The sequence below is a fragment of the Streptomyces sp. NPDC056600 genome, from assembly GCF_042792855.1.
Classification (GTDB): domain Bacteria; phylum Actinomycetota; class Actinomycetes; order Streptomycetales; family Streptomycetaceae; genus Streptomyces.
In genome coordinates this window covers 77472-97298 of record NZ_JBHTVQ010000007.1, presented here as the reverse complement: position 1 = coordinate 97298, position 19827 = coordinate 77472, and the positions used below count along the sequence as shown (strand labels likewise).

The window sequence follows — 19827 nt, the reverse complement described above, 5'->3', positions numbered from 1 at the left end:
CCCGGCGCCGGATCAGTCCGCCGGACCGATCAGGACCGCGACCGTGGCGTCGCGGCCCCCGCGCAGACGGCTGCCGAGCAGGGTCAGGCGGCCCGTCAGCCCGTACTTGCGGGCGATGCCCCGGCGGACCCGCGCCGTCTCCTCGGGCGTGCCGAGGCGCGCGCGGGCCTCGACGGCCTCGCCGCGGAGGTTGCCGCGGAAGTCGCACGGGGCCACCGTCACCCGGCCGTCGCGCCGGAGGCGCTTGACCTTGCCGCTGTCCGCCCTGGTCCACACCGCCAGGGCGCCCTCCCCGTCCGGTACCACCCAGACGGGGGTGGCCACCGCCCGCCCGTCCTTGCGGAACGTCGTCACCGAGACGTACGGGGCGGTGGCCAGGGCGTCGAGAGTGCTCATGAACGGGCAGGCTACCCGGTCAGTTGACGCCGCGGTCGGCTCCCTCCCAGTAGGGCCGGCGCAGCTTGAACTTCTGGATCTTCCCGGTGGCGGTGCGCGGGATGGAGTCGCGGAACTCGACGCTGGTGGGCGCCTTGTACCCGGCCGCCCGCTCCTTGCAGTGGGCGATGATCTCGGCCTCCTCAGCGCGGGCCCCCTCGGCGAGGACCACCAGCGCCTTGACCGTCTCGCCCCACTTCTCGTGCGGTACGCCGATCACCGCGACCTCGGCGACCGCCGGGTGGCTGAAGATCACGTCCTCGACCTCGATGGAACTCACGTTCTCGCCGCCGGTGATGATGACGTCCTTCTTGCGGTCGGAGATGGTGAGGTGACCGTCGTCCGGGTCGAGGAAGCCCCCGTCGCCGGTGTGGAACCAGCCGTCGTCCAGCGCGTCGGCGGTGGCCTCCGGCTTCTCCCAGTAGCCCTCCATCACGGTGTTGGAGCGGGCCAGCACCTCGCCGGTGCCGGAGACCTTCAGCCGGGTGCCGAGGGTGGGCAGCCCGGCGCGGGACAGCCGGTGGGCGCGCTGTTCGGCGGGCAGGGCGTCGTCGCCGGGCAGGGAGCGGTTGAAGGTGAGCAGCGGCGCGGTCTCGGTGAGGCCGTAGATCTGCAGGAACTCCCAGCCGAGCTCCTCGTTCACCCGCTGGATGGTGCGGCTGGGCGGCGGCGCGCCCGCGCAGACGACGCGCACGCGGTCGCGGCCGGGGATCTCGCCCTCCCAGTCGGCGGCGGCGTCGAGGACCGCGTTCCAGACGGCGGGGGCGCCGCACATCAGGGTGACGCCGTGCCGCTCGACGCGGCGCAGGATCTCGGCGCCGTCGACCTTGCGCAGGACGATCTGCGGCACGCCGAGGCCGGCCATCACGAACGGCATGCCCCAGCCGTTGCAGTGGAACATGGGCAGGACGTGCATGTACACGTCGCGCTCCCAGGCCCGGGTGTGCAGGCCGAAGGTGACGGCGTCCACCCAGATGTTGCGGTGGGTGAGCTGGACGCCCTTGGGGCGGGCGGTCGTGCCGGAGGTGTAGTTGATGGTGGCGGTGGCGTTCTCGTCCGGCTCCGACCAGGGGCGCGGCTCGACGTCGAAACGCATCAGTGTCCGCTCGGTCTCCTCGCCGAGGACGAAACGGTGGCGGACGGAGACCTGTGCGAGCTCGGCGTCGAGCTCGGGATCCACCAGCAGCACCGAGGCTCCGCTCTGACGGACGATGTAGTCGACCTCGTCGGGCCGCAGGCGGAAGTTGACGGGCACGCAGATCCGTCCGCTCATCGGCACCGCGAAGAGCAGTTCGAGGAGCCGGGCCGAGTTGTGGCTGACCACGGCGATCCGCTCGCCCTCGGCGACGCCCAGCGCGTCGAAGCCCGCCTGCCAGGCGCGCACCCGTTCGGCGAAGCGGCCGTAGGTGCTCGGCGGCACGGGCCAGGCCGGCTGGTCGAGCTCGTCCACCACCCCGGCGCCGGCGGCGAAGCCCGCCTCCGCCCGGTCGAGGAAGTCCGCGATGGTCATGGGCACCCGCATCGTTCTCACTCCTCCGTACGGTGGCCCGGCGGTCTCTCCGGGCCGGCCGGGTCGGCCAAGGTCCGAACATCTCATCACCCCCGCGCTCCCAGGTGAACACCGCGACGGCAGGTGCGGCCGGAAGAGATCGTGAAGAGACGGCAGAGGTCTCCCGAGGCCGGCGCCCGGGCACGCGGGAAGGCCGACCACGAGGGAGAGCGGGGCGCGAGGGAGGGCCGGGACGGACCTGCGCCTCGTCCCGGCCCCCGCTCCCCGCCCGGCGCGTGAACAGCGACGACAGCGGATCCGCGCCGGCGGCCGGCGGCCGACCCGTCATCAGGTCGGCGCGGCCGCAAGGGGGTTCAGCATACGTACAGCTGTGCCCGCCGGGCCAACGGCCGGACTCTTGATGTGCCCGCGTCAGCGTGCGCATATTGGTACGGACCAATGTTCGTGTCCTGTCGGCGGAGGTTCGGTATGGCTGGTGCGGAGCGCGTTCCCCGTCGGGCGGCCCGGTGCTGCGGCGCCCTGCTCACCGCGGTCCTGGCCACGTCGTGCGGCTGGGGCGCGGCCGCCGGCGAGGAGGACGGCGGGCGGCTCCCCGCGGCTCCGGCCGGCGTCACCGCGCAGGCGGGCAGCGCCACCAGCGTGCACGTGATGTGGAGCCGGGTGGCCGACAACGGCTCCCGGGTGGAGGCCTACGAGGTGTACCGCGGTTCCGCCAAGGTGAAGGAGGTCGCCGCCTCCGAGCACATGACGGACGTGGTGCGGCTGAAGGCGGACACCGCCTACACCTTCCACGTGCGGGCCCGCTCCGCCGACGGCCGGCTGGGCCCGCGCAGCGCCGTCGTGCGGGCCACCACCCCCGCCGCGAGCGCCGCCGACACCCGTGCGCCGTCAGCTCCGAAGCGCCTGGAGGGCCGCGCCGTGGGCAGCCGGGCGGCGCAGTTGTCCTGGGAGGCGGCCACGGACGACCAGGAGGTGGTCTCCTACGAGATCCACCAGGGCTCGACGAAGATCCACAGCGTGGGCGGCGCGCAGACCGCCGCGGTGGTCACCGGCCTGCGCCCCGGGACCCGTTACTCCTTCACGGTGCGGGCCAGGGACGCGGCCGGGAACCTCTCCCCCGCCGGCGGCCGGGTCCGGATCACCACCGCCGGGGCGAAGGAGGACGACGGGCGCGCCACGGCCCCCGTCGCGTTCCGCGCGAAGACGGTGCGGGCGGACGGCGCCTGGCACCTGGAGATCTCCTGGGAGCCGCCGCCGGCCGACGGCGTGATCACCGAGTACCGGATCCACCTCGACGGGCGGCCGGCCACCACCCTGGTGTGGGGCGGCGAGGCCCCGGGCGGCCGGGCGACCCACCGCTTCTACCTCGGCGGGGAGGCCGGGGAGACCCACCGGGTGCGTCTGCGCGCGAAGCTTCCGGACGGCACGTGGGGCGGCTTCTCACCGGAGCGGACGGTGACCACCGGCGAGTGAGGGTCCGCTGCCGGAGGGCGGAGGCCCGCCGAGGAACGACGGTGCACCGTCGGCCGGCGGCGGCTACGGAAGGGCGGGAGCCCGCCCGAACAGCGGGGGCCCGCCGACGGGGGCGAGGGGGCGCCGTCGGCCAGCGGCGGGCTACCGGAGAGCTGAGGGCCCGCCAAGGGGCGACGATGCGTCGACGGCCCGCGGAGGTCTGCCGGAGCGCCGGGGGTCCGCCACCGGACGGCCGAGGCCCGGCCACGGGGCGACGATGCGTCACCGGACGGTGGGCGTCGTCCGCGGGCTCGGCCGAGGGCGTCACCTGTCCGGGTGCTCTCCGGGTGCGCCCGGCGCGCCGGGGACATTGGCTGTCCCCGAGGGCGGTACGGGCCTCCCGATCCTCGGCGGCGCCCAGGAATGTCCGCCAGCCGTGCCGCCGGAGGTCAGACCCATGCGTACACCTCGCGTCATCGTCCGATCAGGCCTGACCGTGGCCGCCGCCCTGCCGCTCGCCTTCGCGGGGTCGGCCGTCGCCGCCCCGGGCATCTCCGTGAGCACCAGCGGCACCACCGTCGCGGTCACCACCAGCGCCTGCACCCAGACCAACGGCAGCTGGGGCACCGCCTCGCTGCTGAACAGCACCCAGAACACGTTCGCCGAGGGCCGTCAGGTCGCCCTGTCGGGCTCGGCCACCAGCCAGTCGGCGGCCTGGTCGAGCGTCTCCCCCGGCACCTACACGGTGATCGTCCGGTGCTCGAACAACAGCACGGCGGGCACCCAGTCCGTCATCGTCTCGGGCACCCGGCCGACGGCCACGCCCACGTCCACCCCGACCTCCACGGCGACTCCGACCATGTCGGCCACCGCCTCCCCCACGCGCGGCGTGATGGGCGGCATCGGCGGCGCCGTGAAGGACCACACCACCCTCACCCTGGTCGCGGGCGGCGCCCTGGTCGGCGCCGGGGTCGGCGGCGGCGCCTGGTACCTGCGTCGCCGGGCCAGGCCGCACCGTTTCTGAGCGGTTTCCCGCACGCGCCGCACATGGGCCGCCGCCCGGCAGGACAGCCGGGCGGCGGCCCAGGCGTGTCGCGGGGCCATGCATGTCACGGGGTCACGCGTGTCGCGGGGCCACGCGTGTCGCGAGGCCACGCGTGTCGCGAGGCCACGCGTGTCGCGAGGCCACGCGTGTCGCGGGGCCACGCGTGTCGCGAGGCCACGCATGTCGTGAGGCCCGCGCACCCTCCCTCGGGAGCCCCCGCCCGTCAGTGGACGGGCGTCGCTGCCGGGAGCACGCCGGTGATCACATGGGCCTCGCTCTCCTCGCAGACCGCCACCCCCGCCGTCAGCCCCGCCTCCGCGAAGGCCCGCCGCGCCGCCGGGGCCTGACGGCCGCTCGTCTCGGCGAGCAGGCAGCCGCCGGGGGCGAGCCAGGCGGGCGCGCCCTGGGCCACCCGGCGCAGCACGGCGAGTCCGTCGGGGCCGCCGTCCAGGGCGGCGGGCGGTTCGTGCTCGCGCGCCTCGGCGGGCAGCAGGCGGATGTCCGCGGTCGGCACGTAGGGCACGTTGGCGGCGAGGATCTCGATGCGTCCGCGCAGGCCCGCGGGCAGGGCGGCGAACAGGTCCCCGTGGTGGACCCGGCCGCCCCGGGGCGCGAGGTTCCGCCCGGCGCAGTCCACGGCGGCGGGATCGATGTCGGCGGCGTGCAGTTCCGCGTCGGGCAGCGCGGCGGCGAGCGCCGCCCCGAGGGCGCCCGACCCGCAGCACAGGTCGACGACCACCCGGGCCGCGGGCGCGAGCGCCAGGGCGCGGCCGACCAGGAACTCGGTGCGGCGGCGCGGCACGAAGACCCCCGGAGCGACGTCGATCCGCAGTCCGCGGAACTCGGCCCAGCCGACGACGTGTTCCAGCGGCTCCCCGGCCGCGCGCCTGGCCACCAGGGAGGCGAGCCGGTCCGGCGTGTCCGCCGCGGCGGCCAGGAGAGCGGCCTCCTCCTCGGCGAAGACGCAGCCCGCGGCGCGCAGCGCGGCGACCACGGCGTCCGGAGCGGCCGGCGGAACGGGGGATGATGTCCGGGGAGTTGTCATCGGCCTCGGCTGTCGGTGGCGGTGGCGGTGGCGACGGAACGGCTGTCGGTGGCGGGCGACGGGGCGCCGGACCCGCTCGGGCGCGGCCACCCTACCCAGCGCCCCCCGGCCGGGCATCCGCATTGTCCGCGCCGTGGCGGCACCTCGTCTCCCACCCCTGAGGTTCGTGGTTGTATTCTGCAACCAGAACGTGAGGAGGTTCCCGTGAACTCTGGCGCCGACGTGGCGATCGAGACGATCCACCGCGAGATGACGTCGTTCGCCCGCCGGGCGCGCGCCCTGGCCGGACGGCTGCATCCGGAACTGTCCCTGGTCTCGTTCGCGCTGCTGGGGCACCTGGAGGAGGGCTCCGGCTGCCGCGCCACCGACCTGGCGGAGTACTACGCGCTGGACAAGTCCACGGTCAGCCGTCAGGTCGCGGTGCTGGAGCGCGAGGGTCTGGTGGAGCGCCGCCAGGACACGGAGGACCAGCGGGTGCAGGTGCTGCAGCTCACCGAGGCGGGGCGCCGGATACTCGCCCGGGTGACCGAGCGCCGACGGGCCGCGTTCAAGGAGCGGCTGAACGGCTGGCCGGAGGAGGACCTGGTCCGCTTCGCCGCCTACCTGGAGCGCTACAACGCCGGGCCGTCGGGCGGTTCCGCCTCGCCGGAGGGCTGAGCGGGTACTGCGGGGCGGGTGGCGACGACCAGGCGGCAGCACGGGCTGCCGTCCTCGCGGCTGCCGAACTCCGGCATCGCGTAGGTCTCCACGGCGAACCCGGTCCGGGCGAGGGCCTCGCGCAGCGTCCCGAAGGTCAGGGCGCGGTAGTACATGACGAACCGCGGGCGCCACACGGCGTTGCGGATCCGCATGGCCGTGTCGAAGGCCCGCAGCCCCAGGGCCTGCCGGGATCCCGGGCGGGGAGGCCCGGGCAGGGGGAAGGCGAGGCGTCCGCCGGGGCGGAGCACGGTGAACGCCTGCCCGAGGAGGGCGGGCAGGTCGCGGGGCAGGAAGTGGCCCAGGGCGCCGAAGGTGACCGCCAGGTCGAACGACTCCGGGGCGAGGGGGAGGTCGCGCGCGTCCGCGCGGACCAGGTCCGCCCACGGGGCGGCGAGGCGGGCGCGGTCCAGCATGCCGGTGCTGAGGTCCACGCCGGTGACGCTTCCGGGGCACAGGTCCCGCAGGACGCCGAGTCCGGCGCCGGTGCCGCAGCACAGGTCGAGGCCGTCCTCGAAGGGGCCGAGCGGCGCCAGGGCGTCCCGCGTCGCCCGCAGGAAGCGGTCGGGGGTGCGGAACGAGGTGTGGTCGAACATCGGGGCCAGCAGGTCGTAGCCGTGCTCGACGGAGGACAGCGCCTGTACGGCGAGCTGACCGAGCGTCGGCCCCTGCGGAGCGGTCGCCTGCGGGCCCCTCTTCGGGGCGTGCGCCTTCGGAGCGGACATGCCCGGAGCATAACGGCGGCCGTACGGCATCCGGGTGTCGCTCGGCCCGATCCGGCCGTGGCGTGCGGCGCGCCCGGCACCCCCTTCCTACGTTGTTCGTATGAAAAGCGCACTATTCTCATGGAGGTCCGGTTCGGGTCCCGCCCGCCGCGTCGCCGTCGCCGCGTGCGCCCTGCTCGCGGTGGGGGCGGGGGCGCCGGCGCCGAGTCCGACGGCCGCTCCGCCGGACCCGCTGCGGACCTCGGGCACCCAGGTGCGGCTGACCGGCGGCGCGCCGCGGGTTCCGGAGGTTTCGGCGCTCTCCTGGGTGGTCGCGGACGCCCGCAACGGCGACGTGCTCGCCGCGCACGACGCGCATCGCGCGCTACCGCCGGCCAGCACCCTCAAGACCCTGTTCGCGCTCGCGCTGCTCCCCCGGGTCCCCGAGGGCCGTCACCGGGCGACCGACGCGGAGCTGGCCGGGGTCGGTGAGGGCAGCAGCCTGGTCGGGGTCGAGGCGGGGCACGACTACGCGGTGGGCGACCTGTGGCGGGGCGTCTTCCTGAGCTCCGGCAACGACGCGGTGCACGTCCTGTCCGCCATGGCGGGCGGCACGGCGGCCGCGGTGGCCCGGATGCGGGAGACCGCCGAGGAACTGGGCGCCCGCGACACCCATGTGGTCACGCCGGACGGGTACGACGCGCCGGGGCAGGTCTCGTCCGCGTACGACCTGGCGGTGTTCGGGCGGGCGGGACTGAACGACCCGCGGTTCGCGGAGTACTGCCGGACCGCTGTGGCGAAGTTCCCGGGCCGGCGGGGCGTGTACGACATCCAGAACACCAACCGGCTGCTGACGGGGGCGCTGGGGGTGAAGGCCTACCCCGGGGCGATCGGGGTGAAGAACGGGTACACCAGCAAGGCGGGCAACACGCTGATCGCGGCGGCCAGGCGGGGCGGACGGACGCTGGTGGTCACGGTGCTCAACCCGCAGGACGACACCCCCGGCTCCGTGTACGAGGAGGCGCGGTCCCTGCTGGACTGGGGCTTCGACGCCGCGGGACGGGTCCGCCCGGTCGGGTCCCTGGAACCTCCCGTCGCGGCCGGCCCCCCGGCCTCGCACCGGCCCGGCCCCGCCACGGAGCACGCGGCGGCGGTCGCGGCCCACGCGGGCGACGGCGGCGTGGGGTGGCGGACCGCCCTGCTGGGCGGCTGCGCGGCCGCGGTGGCAGCGGGCGCCACGGTGGTCGGAGCGCGCCGTCGCCGGGCCCGGCACGCGGACGGGTGACGCTGCCCGGCGGCCGGGTCGGCACACGCGGGCGTCACGCCGGCTGCGGCGGCCGGGGACGCACGGCCGCCAGGCCGGGCGCCGTGACCGTGAGGTCAGAAGATGACGCGGGCGGCGGCGAGGGCGGCGGCGGTCTCCTCGTCGCCCTCGAGTTCGATCTCCCCGCGCGCCGGGCGCCCCGAGAGGTGCCGGGCGAGGACGACCGCGTCGGCCCGGAGGGTGACCGCCGGCGGGCCGGCGAGGTCGCCGATCCGGTAGCTGCCCCCGAGCGGGCCGGACAGCTCCAGCTGACAGGGCGGCCCCGTCCAGCCCAGCGCCAGGTCCAGCAGGATCTGCCGCATGACCTCCTGGTCGTGCGCGCCCAGGACCAGTTCAGCCCCGGTCGCGTCGCAGATGTCGACCCGGTGCATCCACGGGTCGCGGGCCACCAGGACGTCGTGCAGGTACTCCATCGAGTCCTCGGGCAGCGTCCGGCCCTCCGGGAAGATCATGCTGGTGCGCAGCCGGCGGCGTGCCGCGACGGGCACCCGGCCCAGCGAGCGCACCCCGCGGGTGCCGAACCGGTCCAGTTCCCCGGTCAGTTGCTCCCCCGGCATGTCGGCGCGGTCCTCGATCTGGGCCTCGTTGTGACCGTCGAGGGCGCCGAGGCCGGGGTGTTCGGCCCGCGCCCGCCGGACGCGGGTGAACATCAGCCAGGGCCTGACCAGTTCCTCGCACTGGCCGACCTCGTGGGCGGCCATGTCCCGCACGGTCCACCCGGTGCAGGGGGTCGGTCGTGACCACGCTTCGGGCGGCAGTGAGCCCAGTACGTCTACGGAGGCCCGTATCTCCGCCGCGTTGACCCTGCGGGCCTGGACGGCGGGAGTACGGGGGATGTCCCGGGCGGAGACAGTGGTGGCCGTGGTCATGCCGCACCTCCTCGGCCCCCTGCTCCCACGGTACTCCGCGGGCGCCCGGCCGGCCCGGCGAGGAACCCGCGCCGGGCGGAGCCGGATCAGCCCCACAGCGTGATCAGCCCCACAGCGCGTCGCCCAGGGCCACGCCCGCGTACATCGCGGCCAGTCCGGCGACGAGGCTGCCGAGGGCGTTGCCGGCCGCGAGGACCGGTGAGCGCTCCTCGGCCAGGCGCAGCGTCTCCCAGGAGAAGGTGGAGTACGTGGTGAGCGCCCCGCACAGCCCGGTGCCGAGCAGCAGTTGCAGGTGCTCCCCCGCCGCCCCGGCCGCCGCGGCGCCGGTCAGCAGGCCCAGCACCAGCGAGCCGGCGACGTTGACCGTGAAGGTGCCCCAGGGGAAGACCGCGTCCGGCCTCAGCCGCAGCCGCACCGCGCGGTCGGTGAGGTACCGCAGCGGGGCGCCCACCATGGCGCCGGCGATCACCAGCAGCCAGTTCACCGCGGCCTCCTCCGCAGTCCGAGCCGGGCGGCCGCCGTGCCCAGGAGGACGGCGGCCAGGGCCGCGAGCAGCGTGCCGGCGAGGTAGAGGAGGGCCGCCAGCGGCTCCCGGGCGTCCTGGAGCCGCTGGACGTCCAGCGCGTAGGTGGAGAAGGTGGTGTAGCCGCCGAGCACCCCGGTGCCGAAGAAGGGGCGCAGCAGCGGATGCGGCGTCCGCGCCCCTTCGGTGACCAGCACGGTGAAGGCGCCGATCACCGCGCAGCCGCTCACGTTGACCCAGAACACCGCCCAGGGGAAGGCGTCCGCGGCGGCGGGCCAGCGCAGGACGGCCGCGTAGCGGGCGCTCGCGCCCAGCGCGCCGCCGAGGGCGACCGCGAGGACGACGGGGGCGTCGGCACGCCAGGCGCGGGGGAACCGGGGTGCCCGCGGCGGTCCGGTGCGGGAGGCGGCGCGGCGTCCGGAGGGGTCCGGCAGGGGGGCGTCCGGGGCGGGGGTGTCACTCATGTCGGTGCTCGAGCCTAGCGCCGTCACCGAGGGGCCGGGGGAAAGGGGCCGGTCGGCCCTACGCCGGGCGGGCCGGCCCTGACAACGTGATCGTTCCACCGTGCCGGAACAGGACGTCCGTGTCCCCGCGAGGAGAGCCCAGGAGCGCGCATCATGCCCCGAACCGTCACCGTCGGCGTGGACGGCTCGCCGGAGAGCCTCACGGCGGCCGACTGGGCCGCGCGGGAGGCCGAGTTGTGGGGGCGTCCGGTACGGCTGGTGCACGCGGGCCCCTGGCAGCCGTACGCGGCGGCGGGTGAGGATCGCGGCGGCGACCCGGAGGTGGAGGCTGCGCGGCGCCGGTGGGCGCAGCGGGTGCTGCGGGAGACCGCGGAGCGACTCACCGCCGGGCGGCCCGGACTGCGGGTCACCTTCGAGCAGGTGCGCGAGACGCCGGCGTCCGCGCTGCTGGACGCGGCCTCGCACGGGTGCCCGCTGGTGCTGGGGTCACGGGTCGCCGGGAGTCCGGACGGCGGCGAGGACGTGTGGCTGCTCGGCCCGGTGACGCTGGCGGTGGTGGCCGGGGCAAGCGGTCCGGTGGTACTGGCGCGGTCCCCGGGCGTGCCGGAGGCCGGAGGTTCGTCGGGCGTGCCGGGGCCGTCGTGGGACGGCGAGCCCTCGCCGGACGTGGTGCTGGGCCTGGACCCGCGGCGCCCGGCGGCCGGCGCGGTGGCCTTCGCCTTCGGTGAGGCGGCACGACGGCACGCCCGGCTGGAGGTGGTGCACGCCTGGCGGCGGCCGCCCGGGGCGGATCCGGCACAGGACCGCGAGCTGGAGCGGGAGGCGGGAGGGGCACTGCGGGAGGTGCTGGACCCGTGGCGGGAACGTCACCCGTCGGTGCGGGTCACGGTGCGCACGGGGTTCGGCGCCGCGCCGTCGCGGCTGGTCGACGCGGCGGCGGAAGCCTCCCTGCTGGTGGTGGGCCGCGGCGGGGCGCGTGGGCGGATCGGCGGCGTGACGCGGACGGTGCTGCGGCACTGCTCGACCTCGTTGGCGGTCGTCCCGGGGTGACCGCCGGCGGGGCCGCGGTCGTCCCGGGGTGACCGGCCGGGCGGGGGCCGGCGGCTGTTCCGGAGGGCGTACGCCGGATGCGCGCCGCCGCGCGACCAAGGAGCATGGGGGCATGGAGCCCCGCCTGAGGACCATCGTCTACCCCGTCGGCGACCCGGACGGGGCCAAGGGCCTTTTCCGCGCGCTGCTCGGCGTCGAGCCGCACGTCGAGGGGACCAACTGGACCGGGTTCCGCACGGCGGACGGGCAGGGGGCCGGGGTGGAGATCGGGCTGGACCCGCACGGCCACGACGCCGGGCTGACCGGTCCCGTCCCCTACTGGCACGTCGAGGACCTGAGGGCCACGCTGGCCGCGGTGCTGGCCGCGGGGGCGGAGGTGGTCCAGGACGTCCGCGACGTCGGCGGCGGCAAGCTGGTCGCCACCGTGCGGGACCCGGACGGCAACCCGGTGGGCCTGGTCGAGGACCGTCCCGGCGAGGGGCCGGCCGGCGCCTGAGACGTTCGACCGGGACGTGGCGAGCCCTGCGCGCCGCCCGCCGGGTGTCCGCCCGGTGTCCGCCCGGCGGCCCGGCTGACGCCCCGTCCGATCGGGCGCTTCCGGGGTCTCCCCCGCCGGACGACGCCGACCTACGATGGGCCCCATGGCAGCGGACACGGCCGGTGCGCGGCTGGAGCAACGGTGGCGCGGCATTCTCGCGCTCCATTCCCGTACGGTCTGCGAGATCGACCGGGCACTGCATCCGCACGGGCTGTGCGCCAGCGACTTCGAGGTGCTGGAGGTCCTCGTGTCGGGGACGCCGGACGGCCCGGGCGTCCCCTGCCGTGTGCAGGACATCGCCGAGCGGGTCCACCTCAGCCAGAGCGCTCTCTCCCGACTGCTGGGCCGCCTGGAGCGCGAGGAACTGGTGGAGCGCACGGTGTGCCGCGAGGACCGGCGCGGGGTGTGGGTGGCGCCCACGGCCCGTGGCCGCGAGCTGTACGCGCTGGTGCGCCCACTGCAGCGCGAGGTGCTCTCCCGCACCCTGACGGACTGAGCTTCACGCCCTGACCGGCCGACCGTTCGCACCGTGAACGGCCGACCGTTCGCACCGTGACCGGCCGGCCGTTCGCACCGTGAACGGCCGGCCCTCCGTTCCCTGACCAGCTGGTCCTCCCTCGCCCCGTCGCACCCGCCGTGCCCACCGGCCGGGGTGAGCCCGTGCACGCGCACACATTGTCAACAATTTCGTCAGCGGTTACTGTGTGGGCGTGTGAGGCACCCGGAGAGGACTCGGATGATCATCGATTGCCATGGGCACTACACCACCGCGCCGCCTGCCCTGGAGGTGTGGCGCAGGCGCCAGATCGCCGCCGTGGGCGACCCCTCGGCCGCGCCCTCTCCCGACGAGCTGCGGATCGACGACGAGGACCTGCGGGCCACCGTCGAGCCCCACCAGCTGCGACTGATGGACGAGCGCGGCATCGACCTGACCGTCTTCTCGCCCCGCGCGTCGTTCATGGCGCACCACATCGGCGACTTCACGACCTCCGCCACCTGGGCCTCGGTCTGCAACGACCTGGTGGCCCGCGTCGCCGGGCTGTATCCGGACCGCTTCGCACCGGCCGCCATGCTGCCGCAGTCGCCGGGCGTGGACCCCGCGACCTGCGTGCCGGAGCTGGTGCGGGCGGTCGAGGAGCTGGGCGCCGTGGCGGTCAACCTCAACCCGGACCCGTCCGGCGGTCACTGGACCGCGCCGCCCCTCACCGACCGCTCGTGGTACCCCCTCTACGAGAAGATGGCCGAGTACGACGTCCCGGCGATGATCCACGTGTCGACCAGCGTCAATCCCGCCTTCCACACCACCGGCGCGCACTACCTCAACGCCGACACCACGGCGTTCATGCAGCTGGTGCAGGGCGACCTGTTCAAGGACTTCCCGACGCTGCGCCTGGTGATCCCGCACGGCGGCGGCGCGGTGCCCTACCACTGGGGGCGTTTCCGCGGCCTGGCCATGGCGCTGGGCAAGCCGGAGCTCGAGGAACACGTGCTGGGCAACGTGTACTTCGACACCTGCGTGTACCACCAGCCGGGCTCCGACCTGCTGTACGAGGTGATACCGGCCAGGAACATCCTGTTCGCCTCCGAGATGATCGGCGCGGTCCGCGACGTCGACCCGTGCGCCGGCCACCACTTCGACGACACCCGCCGCTACGCCGAGGCCGCCGCGCTGTCCGCCGAGGACCTGGCCGCCGTCCAGGAGCACAACGCGCGCCGCGTCTACCCACGACTGGACGCCCTGCTCGCGCGCCAGGGGCGCTGACCGGCGCGTCGCCGCCCCGCCACCCGACCGGACCCGCTCCGACCGGACCCACCGCGCCCGGACCCACCCTGAGAGGAAACCCGTCATGTACGAACTCGGAGTCGTCCACCGCTCCGTCACCCGCCCGGCGCCCGAGGAGGTCGAGGCGCTCGCCCCGTTCGGGGTGGCCACCGTCCACGAGGCGATGGGCCGCACGGGTCTGATGCGGCCCTCCATACGGCCGGTCTACCCGGGCGCCCGCCTGGTGGGCCCCGCGGTGACCGTGCTGCTGCAGCCCGGCGACAACTGGATGCTGCACGTGGCGATCGAGCAGCTGCGGCCGGGTGACGTGCTGGTGGCGGCCTGCACCACCGAGTGCGAGGACGGCTTCTTCGGCGACCTGCTCGCCACCTCGGCGCGCGCCCGTGGCTGCGCCGGCCTGGTGATCGACGGCGGGGTGCGGGACGTGGCCGACCTCCAGGAAATGGACTTCCCCGTCTTCAGCCGGGCGGTCAACGCCCGGGGCACGGTCAAGGCCACCCTGGGCTCCGTCAACGTGCCGGTGGTCTGCGCCAACGCACAGGTGCGGCCGGGCGACGTGGTGGTCGCCGACGCCGACGGCGTGGTCGTGGTGCCCGCGGACCGGGTGGGCGAGACCGCGGAGGCCGCGCGCAGGCGTGAGGAGAACGAGGCGGCCAAGCGGGAGCGGCTGGCCTCCGGCGAACTCGGGCTGGACATGTACAAGATGCGCGGCCCGCTGGAGGCGGCCGGCCTGCGGTACGTCGACTGACTCCGCCGGAGACCTACTCAACAGGGCGTCACGCACCGAGGAGCGGTCCCCTGGTCCCGTCAATGTGTCTGCTCCAGAATGTGCCTGCTCCAGCTGACGCCGTCGGGGGTTCGCGGTGCCGCGGACACGGCGGGTTCCCCACAACGGCTCGGGTGACGGGGCACCGGCCCGCAGTCGTCGGAGCGCTCGGAATGCCGCCGCACGAGTACTGCCGACCGGGTCCGGGTACGTACTCGAGCATGTCCGGCCCCGCGCTGTCCTTCGGTTCCGCCGCCCGCCTCTACGACTCGGTCCGGCCCACCTACCCGGCGCAGGCAGTCACGTGGGCCGTCGGCACCGAGCCGGTGCGCGTCCTGGACCTGGGGGCGGGCACCGGGCTGCTGACCGGTGTGTTGCGCGCCGTCGGCCACGAGGTGATCGCGGTCGAGCCGGACGAGCAGATGCGCGCCCTGGCCGCCGAACGCCACCCAGGCACCCAGGCACCCAGGCACCCAGATGCTCGCCGGCAGCGCCGAGGACATCCCGTTGCCGGACGAGTCCGTCGACGCCGTCGTGGTGGGGCAAGCATATCACTGGTTCACTCCGCAGGACGCCCTGCCGCAGATTCACCGGGTGCTGCGCGAGGACGGCGTCTTCGCCGCGCTGTGGAACATCCGTGACGACCGGATTCCGTGGGTGGCCGCGCTTTCCGGCATCGTCGGCGACGAGGGGTACGGCCTGGAGAACGCCTGGCCGTACGGACCGTTGCAGCCGTGGTTCACCGAACCCGAACGTGGCTTGACCGAGCACACCGTGACCCTCCCGGCGGACCGGCTGATCGACCTGGTGCGCTCCCGCTCCTCCTACCTGACCGCCGACGCCGCCGAACGGGCCCGCCTGGACCTGGAGATCGGTGCGTTCACCGCCACCGACCCCGCCCTGGCCGGTCGCGACAGCCTCGAGATGCCCTACCGGACCTGCGTCTACCGGATGCGGCGAGCCTGATTCCAGGCCGGGGGCCCCGGCGAAGTTGATGGCAGTGGCGCCCGTCGGCCCCGTGGAGAACACGGCCGCGGGGGCGTCGTCCACGTTCCCGGAAAGCCGAGCGGCGGGCCCGCGCCGCCGGGCGCTCCGACGACGCCGCCTCTTTTTCCGCTACGGCCGTTGCGTATATGAGTGGACGGCTCTACGCTCATAACGAAACGCTCGTATCGAAAACTGAGCAGGTGGAAAGTTGACACCACGAGGCCGCCCCCGGAGCCAGTCCGCGGACGATCAGATCTTGAAGGCGGCACGAGAGCATCTGCTCGAGCGCGGCTACACCGGTTTCGCCGTCGAAGAGGTGGCGGAACGGGCGGGCGTGGCCAAGACCACGCTCTACCGGCGCTGGCCGACCAAGGACCACCTGGCCGTCGCGGTCATCGCCCGCATGCAGGACGACGTACCGGTCACCGACACCGGTGACCTCGAGGCGGACCTGACGGCCTATCTGGAGGAGATCGCCCTCGGCCTGAACCGCACCCGCGGCGCAGGCCGACCGGACGCTCCCAGCGACCGGTCGGCCGGGCTGGTGGCGGAGCTGGTCGCCGCCGCCGCCCGCCACCCCGACATCGGAGCCCTGGTCCGCGACGTCTTCGCCCGGCGCAACGCGCTGGCACTCGACCTGATCGACCGCGCCCGCCGACGCGGCGCCCTGCGCGCCGACACCGACCCCGTCGTGCTGTTCGACCAGCTCGCCGGAGCCCTCTACTACCGCCTGCTGATCACGGGCCGGCCCATCGACCGCGGCTATGTCGAACACCTCGTCCGCAGCGCCGTCCACGGCGCCCTTCCCGACCAGGAGAACCGATGAACCCCGTCGAACCCGCCGTCGACACCCCGCCCACCCGGCCGCCGGATGCGCGCACCCGCCGGTGGTCACGACCCGGACGTCGCGCGCTGGCGGTCCTGGCAACGCTGTTAGCACTGACGGCGGCCTACACCGCTTGGGCCAACACCCATCCCACCACCCTGCGCGCCTCCATCGAGATCCGGGCCACGCCCGAAGAGGTCTGGCAGGTGCTGACCGACCTGCCCGCGTACGAGGAATGGAACCCGTTCATCACCTCGGCCCGGGGCACCGTCGCCCGGCACGCTTCCCTGACCTTGTTGATGCACGACCGGACAGGCGACACCACGTTCACGCCCGTGGTGGAGGTCGCCGAGCGCGGGCGAGAGCTGCGCTGGCTCGGCAAGCTCGGTCCGGGGTGGATCGCCGACGGCCGGCACCGTTTCACGATCGAGCCTCTGGGCGGCGGAAGGGTCAGGCTGACCCAGAGCGAGAGCTTCACCGGCGTCGCCGTCCCCTTCTACCGGGGCACCCTGCGGTCGGCGACCCTCCCTCAGTTCCGGGCCCTGAACAAGGCACTCGCCGAGCGCGTGACCACCTTGCGCACCCGCTGACCACCGACTGCACACTCCGACGCCCCCGACGCGGTGATGGTGACGTCCTGCCTCACGGCCGTGGTCGCATCCCCGCGAAGAGCGCTTCGAGAATCCGGTCGACGTACTCGTGGGTCAGTGGTTCCTGGGTGATCAGCAGGCGGAAGTACAGCGGCCCGGAGAGGATCGCCATCGCCAGGTCCAGGTCGAAGGCCGGCGACAGTTGGCCCTGGTCCCGTGCCGTCCGCAGGCGCGCGACGGTCTTGTCCGCCTGGGGAGCGATGAAGCGCTCGTTGAGTGCGGCAGCCACGGCGGGATCGTGCTGGGCCTCGCCGACCAGGGACTGGAAGAGGGGACTGAACGGTTCCCCCGCCAGCAGGTCGACCGCTCCATGGATCTGCCGGCGCAAGTCGGCGACCACGTCACCCGTTTCGGGATAGTCGAGGGCCGACTCGTCGAGCGAGAGCAACGCGTCGAGCATCAGAGCCCCCTTGGAGGACCACCGGCGGTAGACGGTGTGCTTGCCGACGCCGGCCCTGGCGGCGATCGCTTCGATGCTGACCCTGGCATAGCCGGACTCCTGCCCCAGTTCCAGCGCGGCTCGCATGATGGCTTCGGTCAGGTCGGATCCGCTACGGCGGGCAGTGGTCATGCCTCCACCATAACGGCACGGCACGTGCCGTTCTTGACAGGAGCCCGCGACCCCGGCACGCTTCCGAGCACGGAACGGCACGGCACGTGCCGTTCCACCGCTCTCCCGTGTCACCGATCCACTGCGGATCGCGTGCTGACCACCCGCGCCCGAGGAGCAATCCGCCTATGCCCGTACCGGCCGACCCCACCGTCCTCCATCCGATGCCCGGGCAGCCCCGCGTGGTGCTGCTCAAGCCGCTGGTGAAGTCCCCGCTGATCGAGGTCGGGGAGTTCTCCTACTACGACGACCCGGACGACGCGACCGCCTTCGAGACGCGCAACGTCCTCTACCACTACGGCCCGGAGAAGCTGGTCATCGGCAGGTTCTGCGCCCTGGGGACCGGCACGCGGTTCCTCATGAACGGGGCCAACCACCGCATGGACGGGCCCTCGACCTTCCCCTTCCCCACCATGGGCGGTTCGTGGGCTGACCACTTCGACCTGCTCACCGGTCTCCCCGGCCGCGGGGACACCGTCGTCGGCAACGACGTCTGGTTCGGCCACGGCACGACCGTGATGCCCGGCGTACGCATCGGCCACGGGGCGATCATCGGCGCCGGCGCGGTGGTCACCTCCGACGTCCCCGACTACGGCATCGTCGGCGGGAACCCCGCCCGCCTGATCCGCACCCGGTACAACGCGGACGACATCGCCCGACTGCTCGCCGTGGCCTGGTGGGACTGGCCCGTGGAGCACATCACCGACCACGTCCGGACCATCATGTCCGGCAGCGTCGACCAGTTGCAGAAGGCTTCGCCCACCCTCCCGCACCCGTGATGCGGCCACGAGTCCGCTCCCTCACCGTCCCCTCGTGAAAGAGCCGGCGACATGCCCACCGCAACGGACCGAACACCCTTCACCGACTGGCTCCGCGGCCACGCCGTCCCGCTGGACCACCTCGACCCGGCGGCGCCCCTGGACGACTTGGAACCGCTGCGCGGCATCCTGGACGGTGTCCGCGTGGTGGCCCTGGGCGAGCACTCCCACTTCATCGCCGAGTTCGCCGCGATGCGCCGGCGCATCCTGCGGTTCCTCGTCGAACGCTGCGGCTTCACCGTCCTGGCCTTCGAATACGGATTCTGCGAAGCCATCCCCCTCGACGCCTGGGCTCAGGGCCAGGGAGCGGACGACGATCTCTCCGCACTCCTGGCGACAGCGGTCCCCATCGGACTCCAGGAGCCGATGCGCTTCGTCCGCCGGCACAATCGCACCGCCGCGACACCGGTCCGATTCGCCGGAGTCGACATCCCGGCCGCCGGCGGATCCCTGCTTCCCGCTCTGACCCGTGTCGCCGACCACCTCCGCCTGACCGACCCGGAGGCACTGCCGACGGCGCGGACCGCGATCAGGATCGCGGCATCCTTCGCCGGTGACTCCGCGGCCGTGGCCGCACCCGCGTGGGCACGCCTGGCCACCACCGAGCAGGACACCCTCACCGCTTGCCTGGCCCGACTGCACGTCCGCTTCCGTGCCCTGAAACCTCTGCACCTCTCCCGAGGGGACCCGCACAGTTACGACACCGCCCTGCGCTGCCTGGAGGCCGCCTGCCACGCCGACTACACGTTCCGGGCCATGGCCGCCCTCTTCACCGGAGGCGGACTCACCGCCGACACCTCGGCCCGCGACCTGTACATGGCCGAGTCACTTCTGTGGCACCTGGAGCGACTCGAGCCCACGGCCCGCGTCGTCCTGATGGCGCACAACGCCCACATCCAGCGGACATCCATCTCCTTCGCCGGCCGGCTCACCGGGCTCCCCATGGGACAGCACCTGCGTCACGCCCTCGGCGACGCGTACTTCGCCCTCGGCCTGACCAGCGTCGCAGGGCACACGGCCGAGATGCGCCGCGACGAGAAGGTTCCGTTCGGATTCAGCGTCCACGAGACCCCGTTGGAGCCGCCCCTGCCCGGCAGCGTCGAGGCGGCCTTCACCGCCGCCCGCCTGGAAGTCGCCGTCGCCGATCTGCGTCAGGCCCGGGCCGACGGCCACAGCGGTCCCGATCACGTCCGGATGCAGAGCATCCACCTGCACACCCGTGTGCTGGACGCCTTCGACGGAATCCTCAGCACTCCCCGCTCCACCATCACCGACCTGGAGACGCCATGACCAGCAGATTCACCGAATTGACCGTCGATTGCCGAGACCCGGAGAGGCTCGCGGCCTTCTGGTGCGAGGTCCTCGGTTTCACCGTGATCGACCGAAGCGAGGGCATGGTCGAGATCGGCTCCTGGGAGCCGACCGTCGAGGCGATCCGCGCCGGCCAGATGCCGCCGACCATCGTGTTCATCCAGGTGCCCGAGGCCAAGGCCGTGAAGAACCGGCTCCACCTCGACGTGAGCCCGATCGACGCGACCACCGAGGAGGAGGCGGCCAGGCTGATCGGCCTCGGCGCCACGAAGGTGGATGTGGGCCAGGGGCCCGCCCGGAGTTGGGTGGTCATGGCGGACCCCGAAGGCAACGAGTTCGATGTCGTGCGCACCCTGGCGCCCACCGCACCCGTCACACCCACGGAATAGCGCCGACCCTCGTTCCCGCCTCCTCGGTGCCC

General features: G+C 74.1%; 23 protein-coding genes and 1 pseudogene. 16 read left to right on the top strand and 8 right to left on the bottom strand.

Annotation, left to right across the window (positions count from 1 at the left end; translation table 11 throughout):
* Window positions 1–12: 12 nt before the first annotated feature.
* Together ACFRAV_RS06030 and ACFRAV_RS06025 are read right to left on the bottom strand one after the other, a co-directional pair.
* On the bottom strand, window positions 13–396 hold the full coding sequence (locus ACFRAV_RS06030; RefSeq protein ID WP_382552021.1) for a PPOX class F420-dependent oxidoreductase: 384 nt from the start codon (window positions 394–396) through the stop codon (window positions 13–15).
* Window positions 397–415: 19 nt separating this feature from the next.
* Window positions 416–1957 carry an AMP-binding protein gene (locus ACFRAV_RS06025; protein ID WP_382552019.1) on the bottom strand — a complete coding sequence of 514 codons (1542 nt, stop codon included), beginning with the start codon at window positions 1955–1957 and terminating at the stop codon, window positions 416–418.
* A gap of 456 nt (window positions 1958–2413) precedes the next feature.
* Between ACFRAV_RS06025 and ACFRAV_RS06020 the strand changes: the two genes are divergently transcribed.
* Both ACFRAV_RS06020 and ACFRAV_RS06015 read left to right on the top strand, forming a co-directional pair.
* Window positions 2414–3418, top strand: a complete 1005-nt coding sequence (locus ACFRAV_RS06020; RefSeq protein WP_382552017.1) for a fibronectin type III domain-containing protein — start codon at window positions 2414–2416, stop codon at window positions 3416–3418.
* Window positions 3419–3854: 436 nt separating this feature from the next.
* Entirely contained in the window at window positions 3855–4421 is a 567-nt protein-coding gene (locus ACFRAV_RS06015; RefSeq protein WP_382552015.1) for a hypothetical protein, read from the top strand.
* 244 nt (window positions 4422–4665) lie between these two features.
* On the opposite strand, the gene ACFRAV_RS06010 is transcribed toward ACFRAV_RS06015, so the two are convergent.
* Window positions 4666–5487, bottom strand: a complete 822-nt coding sequence (locus tag ACFRAV_RS06010) for a putative protein N(5)-glutamine methyltransferase (protein ID WP_382552013.1) — start codon at window positions 5485–5487, stop codon at window positions 4666–4668.
* A 249-nt stretch (window positions 5488–5736) separates the two neighbouring features.
* Between ACFRAV_RS06010 and ACFRAV_RS06005 the strand changes: the two genes are divergently transcribed.
* Window positions 5737–6144, top strand: a complete 408-nt coding sequence (locus tag ACFRAV_RS06005; RefSeq protein ID WP_382552131.1) for a MarR family winged helix-turn-helix transcriptional regulator — start codon at window positions 5737–5739, stop codon at window positions 6142–6144.
* Here ACFRAV_RS06005 and ACFRAV_RS06000 read toward each other — a convergent pair.
* Window positions 6099–6908: a class I SAM-dependent methyltransferase gene (locus ACFRAV_RS06000; RefSeq protein ID WP_382552011.1), complete on the bottom strand. Its 810-nt coding sequence runs from the start codon at window positions 6906–6908 to the stop codon at window positions 6099–6101. The genes ACFRAV_RS06005 and ACFRAV_RS06000 overlap by 46 nt on opposite strands.
* Before the next feature lie 100 nt (window positions 6909–7008).
* On the opposite strand from ACFRAV_RS06000, the gene ACFRAV_RS05995 reads away from it, so the two are divergent.
* Window positions 7009–8172: a D-alanyl-D-alanine carboxypeptidase family protein gene (locus ACFRAV_RS05995; protein ID WP_382552009.1), complete on the top strand. Its 1164-nt coding sequence runs from the start codon at window positions 7009–7011 to the stop codon at window positions 8170–8172.
* A gap of 95 nt (window positions 8173–8267) precedes the next feature.
* On the opposite strand, the gene ACFRAV_RS05990 is transcribed toward ACFRAV_RS05995, so the two are convergent.
* The 3 genes from ACFRAV_RS05990 to crcB (ACFRAV_RS05980) form a co-directional block, all read right to left on the bottom strand.
* A complete protein-coding gene (locus ACFRAV_RS05990) occupies window positions 8268–9080 on the bottom strand; it encodes a maleylpyruvate isomerase family mycothiol-dependent enzyme (protein ID WP_382552007.1) in 813 nt (270 codons plus the stop codon).
* Between the two features lie 103 nt (window positions 9081–9183).
* Entirely contained in the window at window positions 9184–9564 is a 381-nt protein-coding gene (gene crcB / locus ACFRAV_RS05985) for a fluoride efflux transporter CrcB (RefSeq protein WP_382552005.1), read from the bottom strand.
* Window positions 9561–10067, bottom strand: coding sequence for a fluoride efflux transporter CrcB (gene crcB, locus ACFRAV_RS05980; RefSeq protein ID WP_382552003.1), 507 nt, complete (start codon window positions 10065–10067; stop codon window positions 9561–9563). Before crcB (ACFRAV_RS05980) ends, crcB (ACFRAV_RS05985) begins: the two co-directional genes overlap by 4 nt.
* A gap of 153 nt (window positions 10068–10220) precedes the next feature.
* On the opposite strand from crcB (ACFRAV_RS05980), the gene ACFRAV_RS05975 reads away from it, so the two are divergent.
* From ACFRAV_RS05975 to ACFRAV_RS05935, 9 genes and pseudogenes are all read left to right on the top strand, one after another.
* Window positions 10221–11117, top strand: coding sequence for a universal stress protein (locus ACFRAV_RS05975; RefSeq protein ID WP_382552001.1), 897 nt, complete (start codon window positions 10221–10223; stop codon window positions 11115–11117).
* Between the two features lie 112 nt (window positions 11118–11229).
* A complete protein-coding gene (locus ACFRAV_RS05970; protein ID WP_382551999.1) occupies window positions 11230–11613 on the top strand; it encodes a VOC family protein in 384 nt (127 codons plus the stop codon).
* A 145-nt stretch (window positions 11614–11758) separates the two neighbouring features.
* Window positions 11759–12151, top strand: a complete 393-nt coding sequence (locus ACFRAV_RS05965) for a MarR family winged helix-turn-helix transcriptional regulator (protein ID WP_382551997.1) — start codon at window positions 11759–11761, stop codon at window positions 12149–12151.
* Between the two features lie 240 nt (window positions 12152–12391).
* The gene (locus ACFRAV_RS05960) at window positions 12392–13417 is read left to right on the top strand and encodes an amidohydrolase family protein (RefSeq protein ID WP_382551995.1); all 1026 of its coding nucleotides are present in this window, start codon (window positions 12392–12394) and stop codon (window positions 13415–13417) included.
* A gap of 85 nt (window positions 13418–13502) precedes the next feature.
* On the top strand, window positions 13503–14186 hold the full coding sequence (ligK, locus tag ACFRAV_RS05955) for a 4-carboxy-4-hydroxy-2-oxoadipate aldolase/oxaloacetate decarboxylase (protein ID WP_382551993.1): 684 nt from the start codon (window positions 13503–13505) through the stop codon (window positions 14184–14186).
* Window positions 14187–14248: 62 nt separating this feature from the next.
* Window positions 14249–14605: pseudogene (locus tag ACFRAV_RS05950) on the top strand (hypothetical protein); the annotation flags it as partial.
* 76 nt (window positions 14606–14681) lie between these two features.
* Window positions 14682–15170 carry a class I SAM-dependent methyltransferase gene (locus tag ACFRAV_RS05945; RefSeq protein ID WP_382551991.1) on the top strand — a complete coding sequence of 163 codons (489 nt, stop codon included), beginning with the start codon at window positions 14682–14684 and terminating at the stop codon, window positions 15168–15170.
* 277 nt (window positions 15171–15447) lie between these two features.
* A complete protein-coding gene (locus tag ACFRAV_RS05940; RefSeq protein ID WP_382551989.1) occupies window positions 15448–16017 on the top strand; it encodes a TetR/AcrR family transcriptional regulator in 570 nt (189 codons plus the stop codon).
* Window positions 16014–16607: an SRPBCC family protein gene (locus ACFRAV_RS05935; protein WP_382551987.1), complete on the top strand. Its 594-nt coding sequence runs from the start codon at window positions 16014–16016 to the stop codon at window positions 16605–16607. Before ACFRAV_RS05940 ends, ACFRAV_RS05935 begins: the two co-directional genes overlap by 4 nt.
* A gap of 52 nt (window positions 16608–16659) precedes the next feature.
* On the opposite strand, the gene ACFRAV_RS05930 is transcribed toward ACFRAV_RS05935, so the two are convergent.
* Complete coding sequence (locus ACFRAV_RS05930; RefSeq protein WP_382551985.1) at window positions 16660–17238, bottom strand: TetR/AcrR family transcriptional regulator; 579 nt, start codon at window positions 17236–17238, stop codon at window positions 16660–16662.
* A gap of 167 nt (window positions 17239–17405) precedes the next feature.
* Between ACFRAV_RS05930 and ACFRAV_RS05925 the strand changes: the two genes are divergently transcribed.
* From ACFRAV_RS05925 to ACFRAV_RS05915, 3 genes are read left to right on the top strand one after another with little or no spacing between them, the layout of a single operon-like run.
* Window positions 17406–18056: a CatB-related O-acetyltransferase gene (locus tag ACFRAV_RS05925; protein ID WP_382551983.1), complete on the top strand. Its 651-nt coding sequence runs from the start codon at window positions 17406–17408 to the stop codon at window positions 18054–18056.
* Window positions 18057–18107: 51 nt separating this feature from the next.
* Window positions 18108–19385 (top strand): erythromycin esterase family protein, encoded by a 1278-nt coding sequence (locus tag ACFRAV_RS05920; protein WP_382551981.1) that lies wholly within the window; start codon window positions 18108–18110, stop codon window positions 19383–19385.
* Window positions 19382–19795: a VOC family protein gene (locus ACFRAV_RS05915; RefSeq protein ID WP_382551979.1), complete on the top strand. Its 414-nt coding sequence runs from the start codon at window positions 19382–19384 to the stop codon at window positions 19793–19795. The genes ACFRAV_RS05920 and ACFRAV_RS05915 overlap by 4 nt, the downstream gene beginning before the upstream one ends.
* The last annotated feature ends 32 nt before the right edge of the window (window positions 19796–19827 follow it).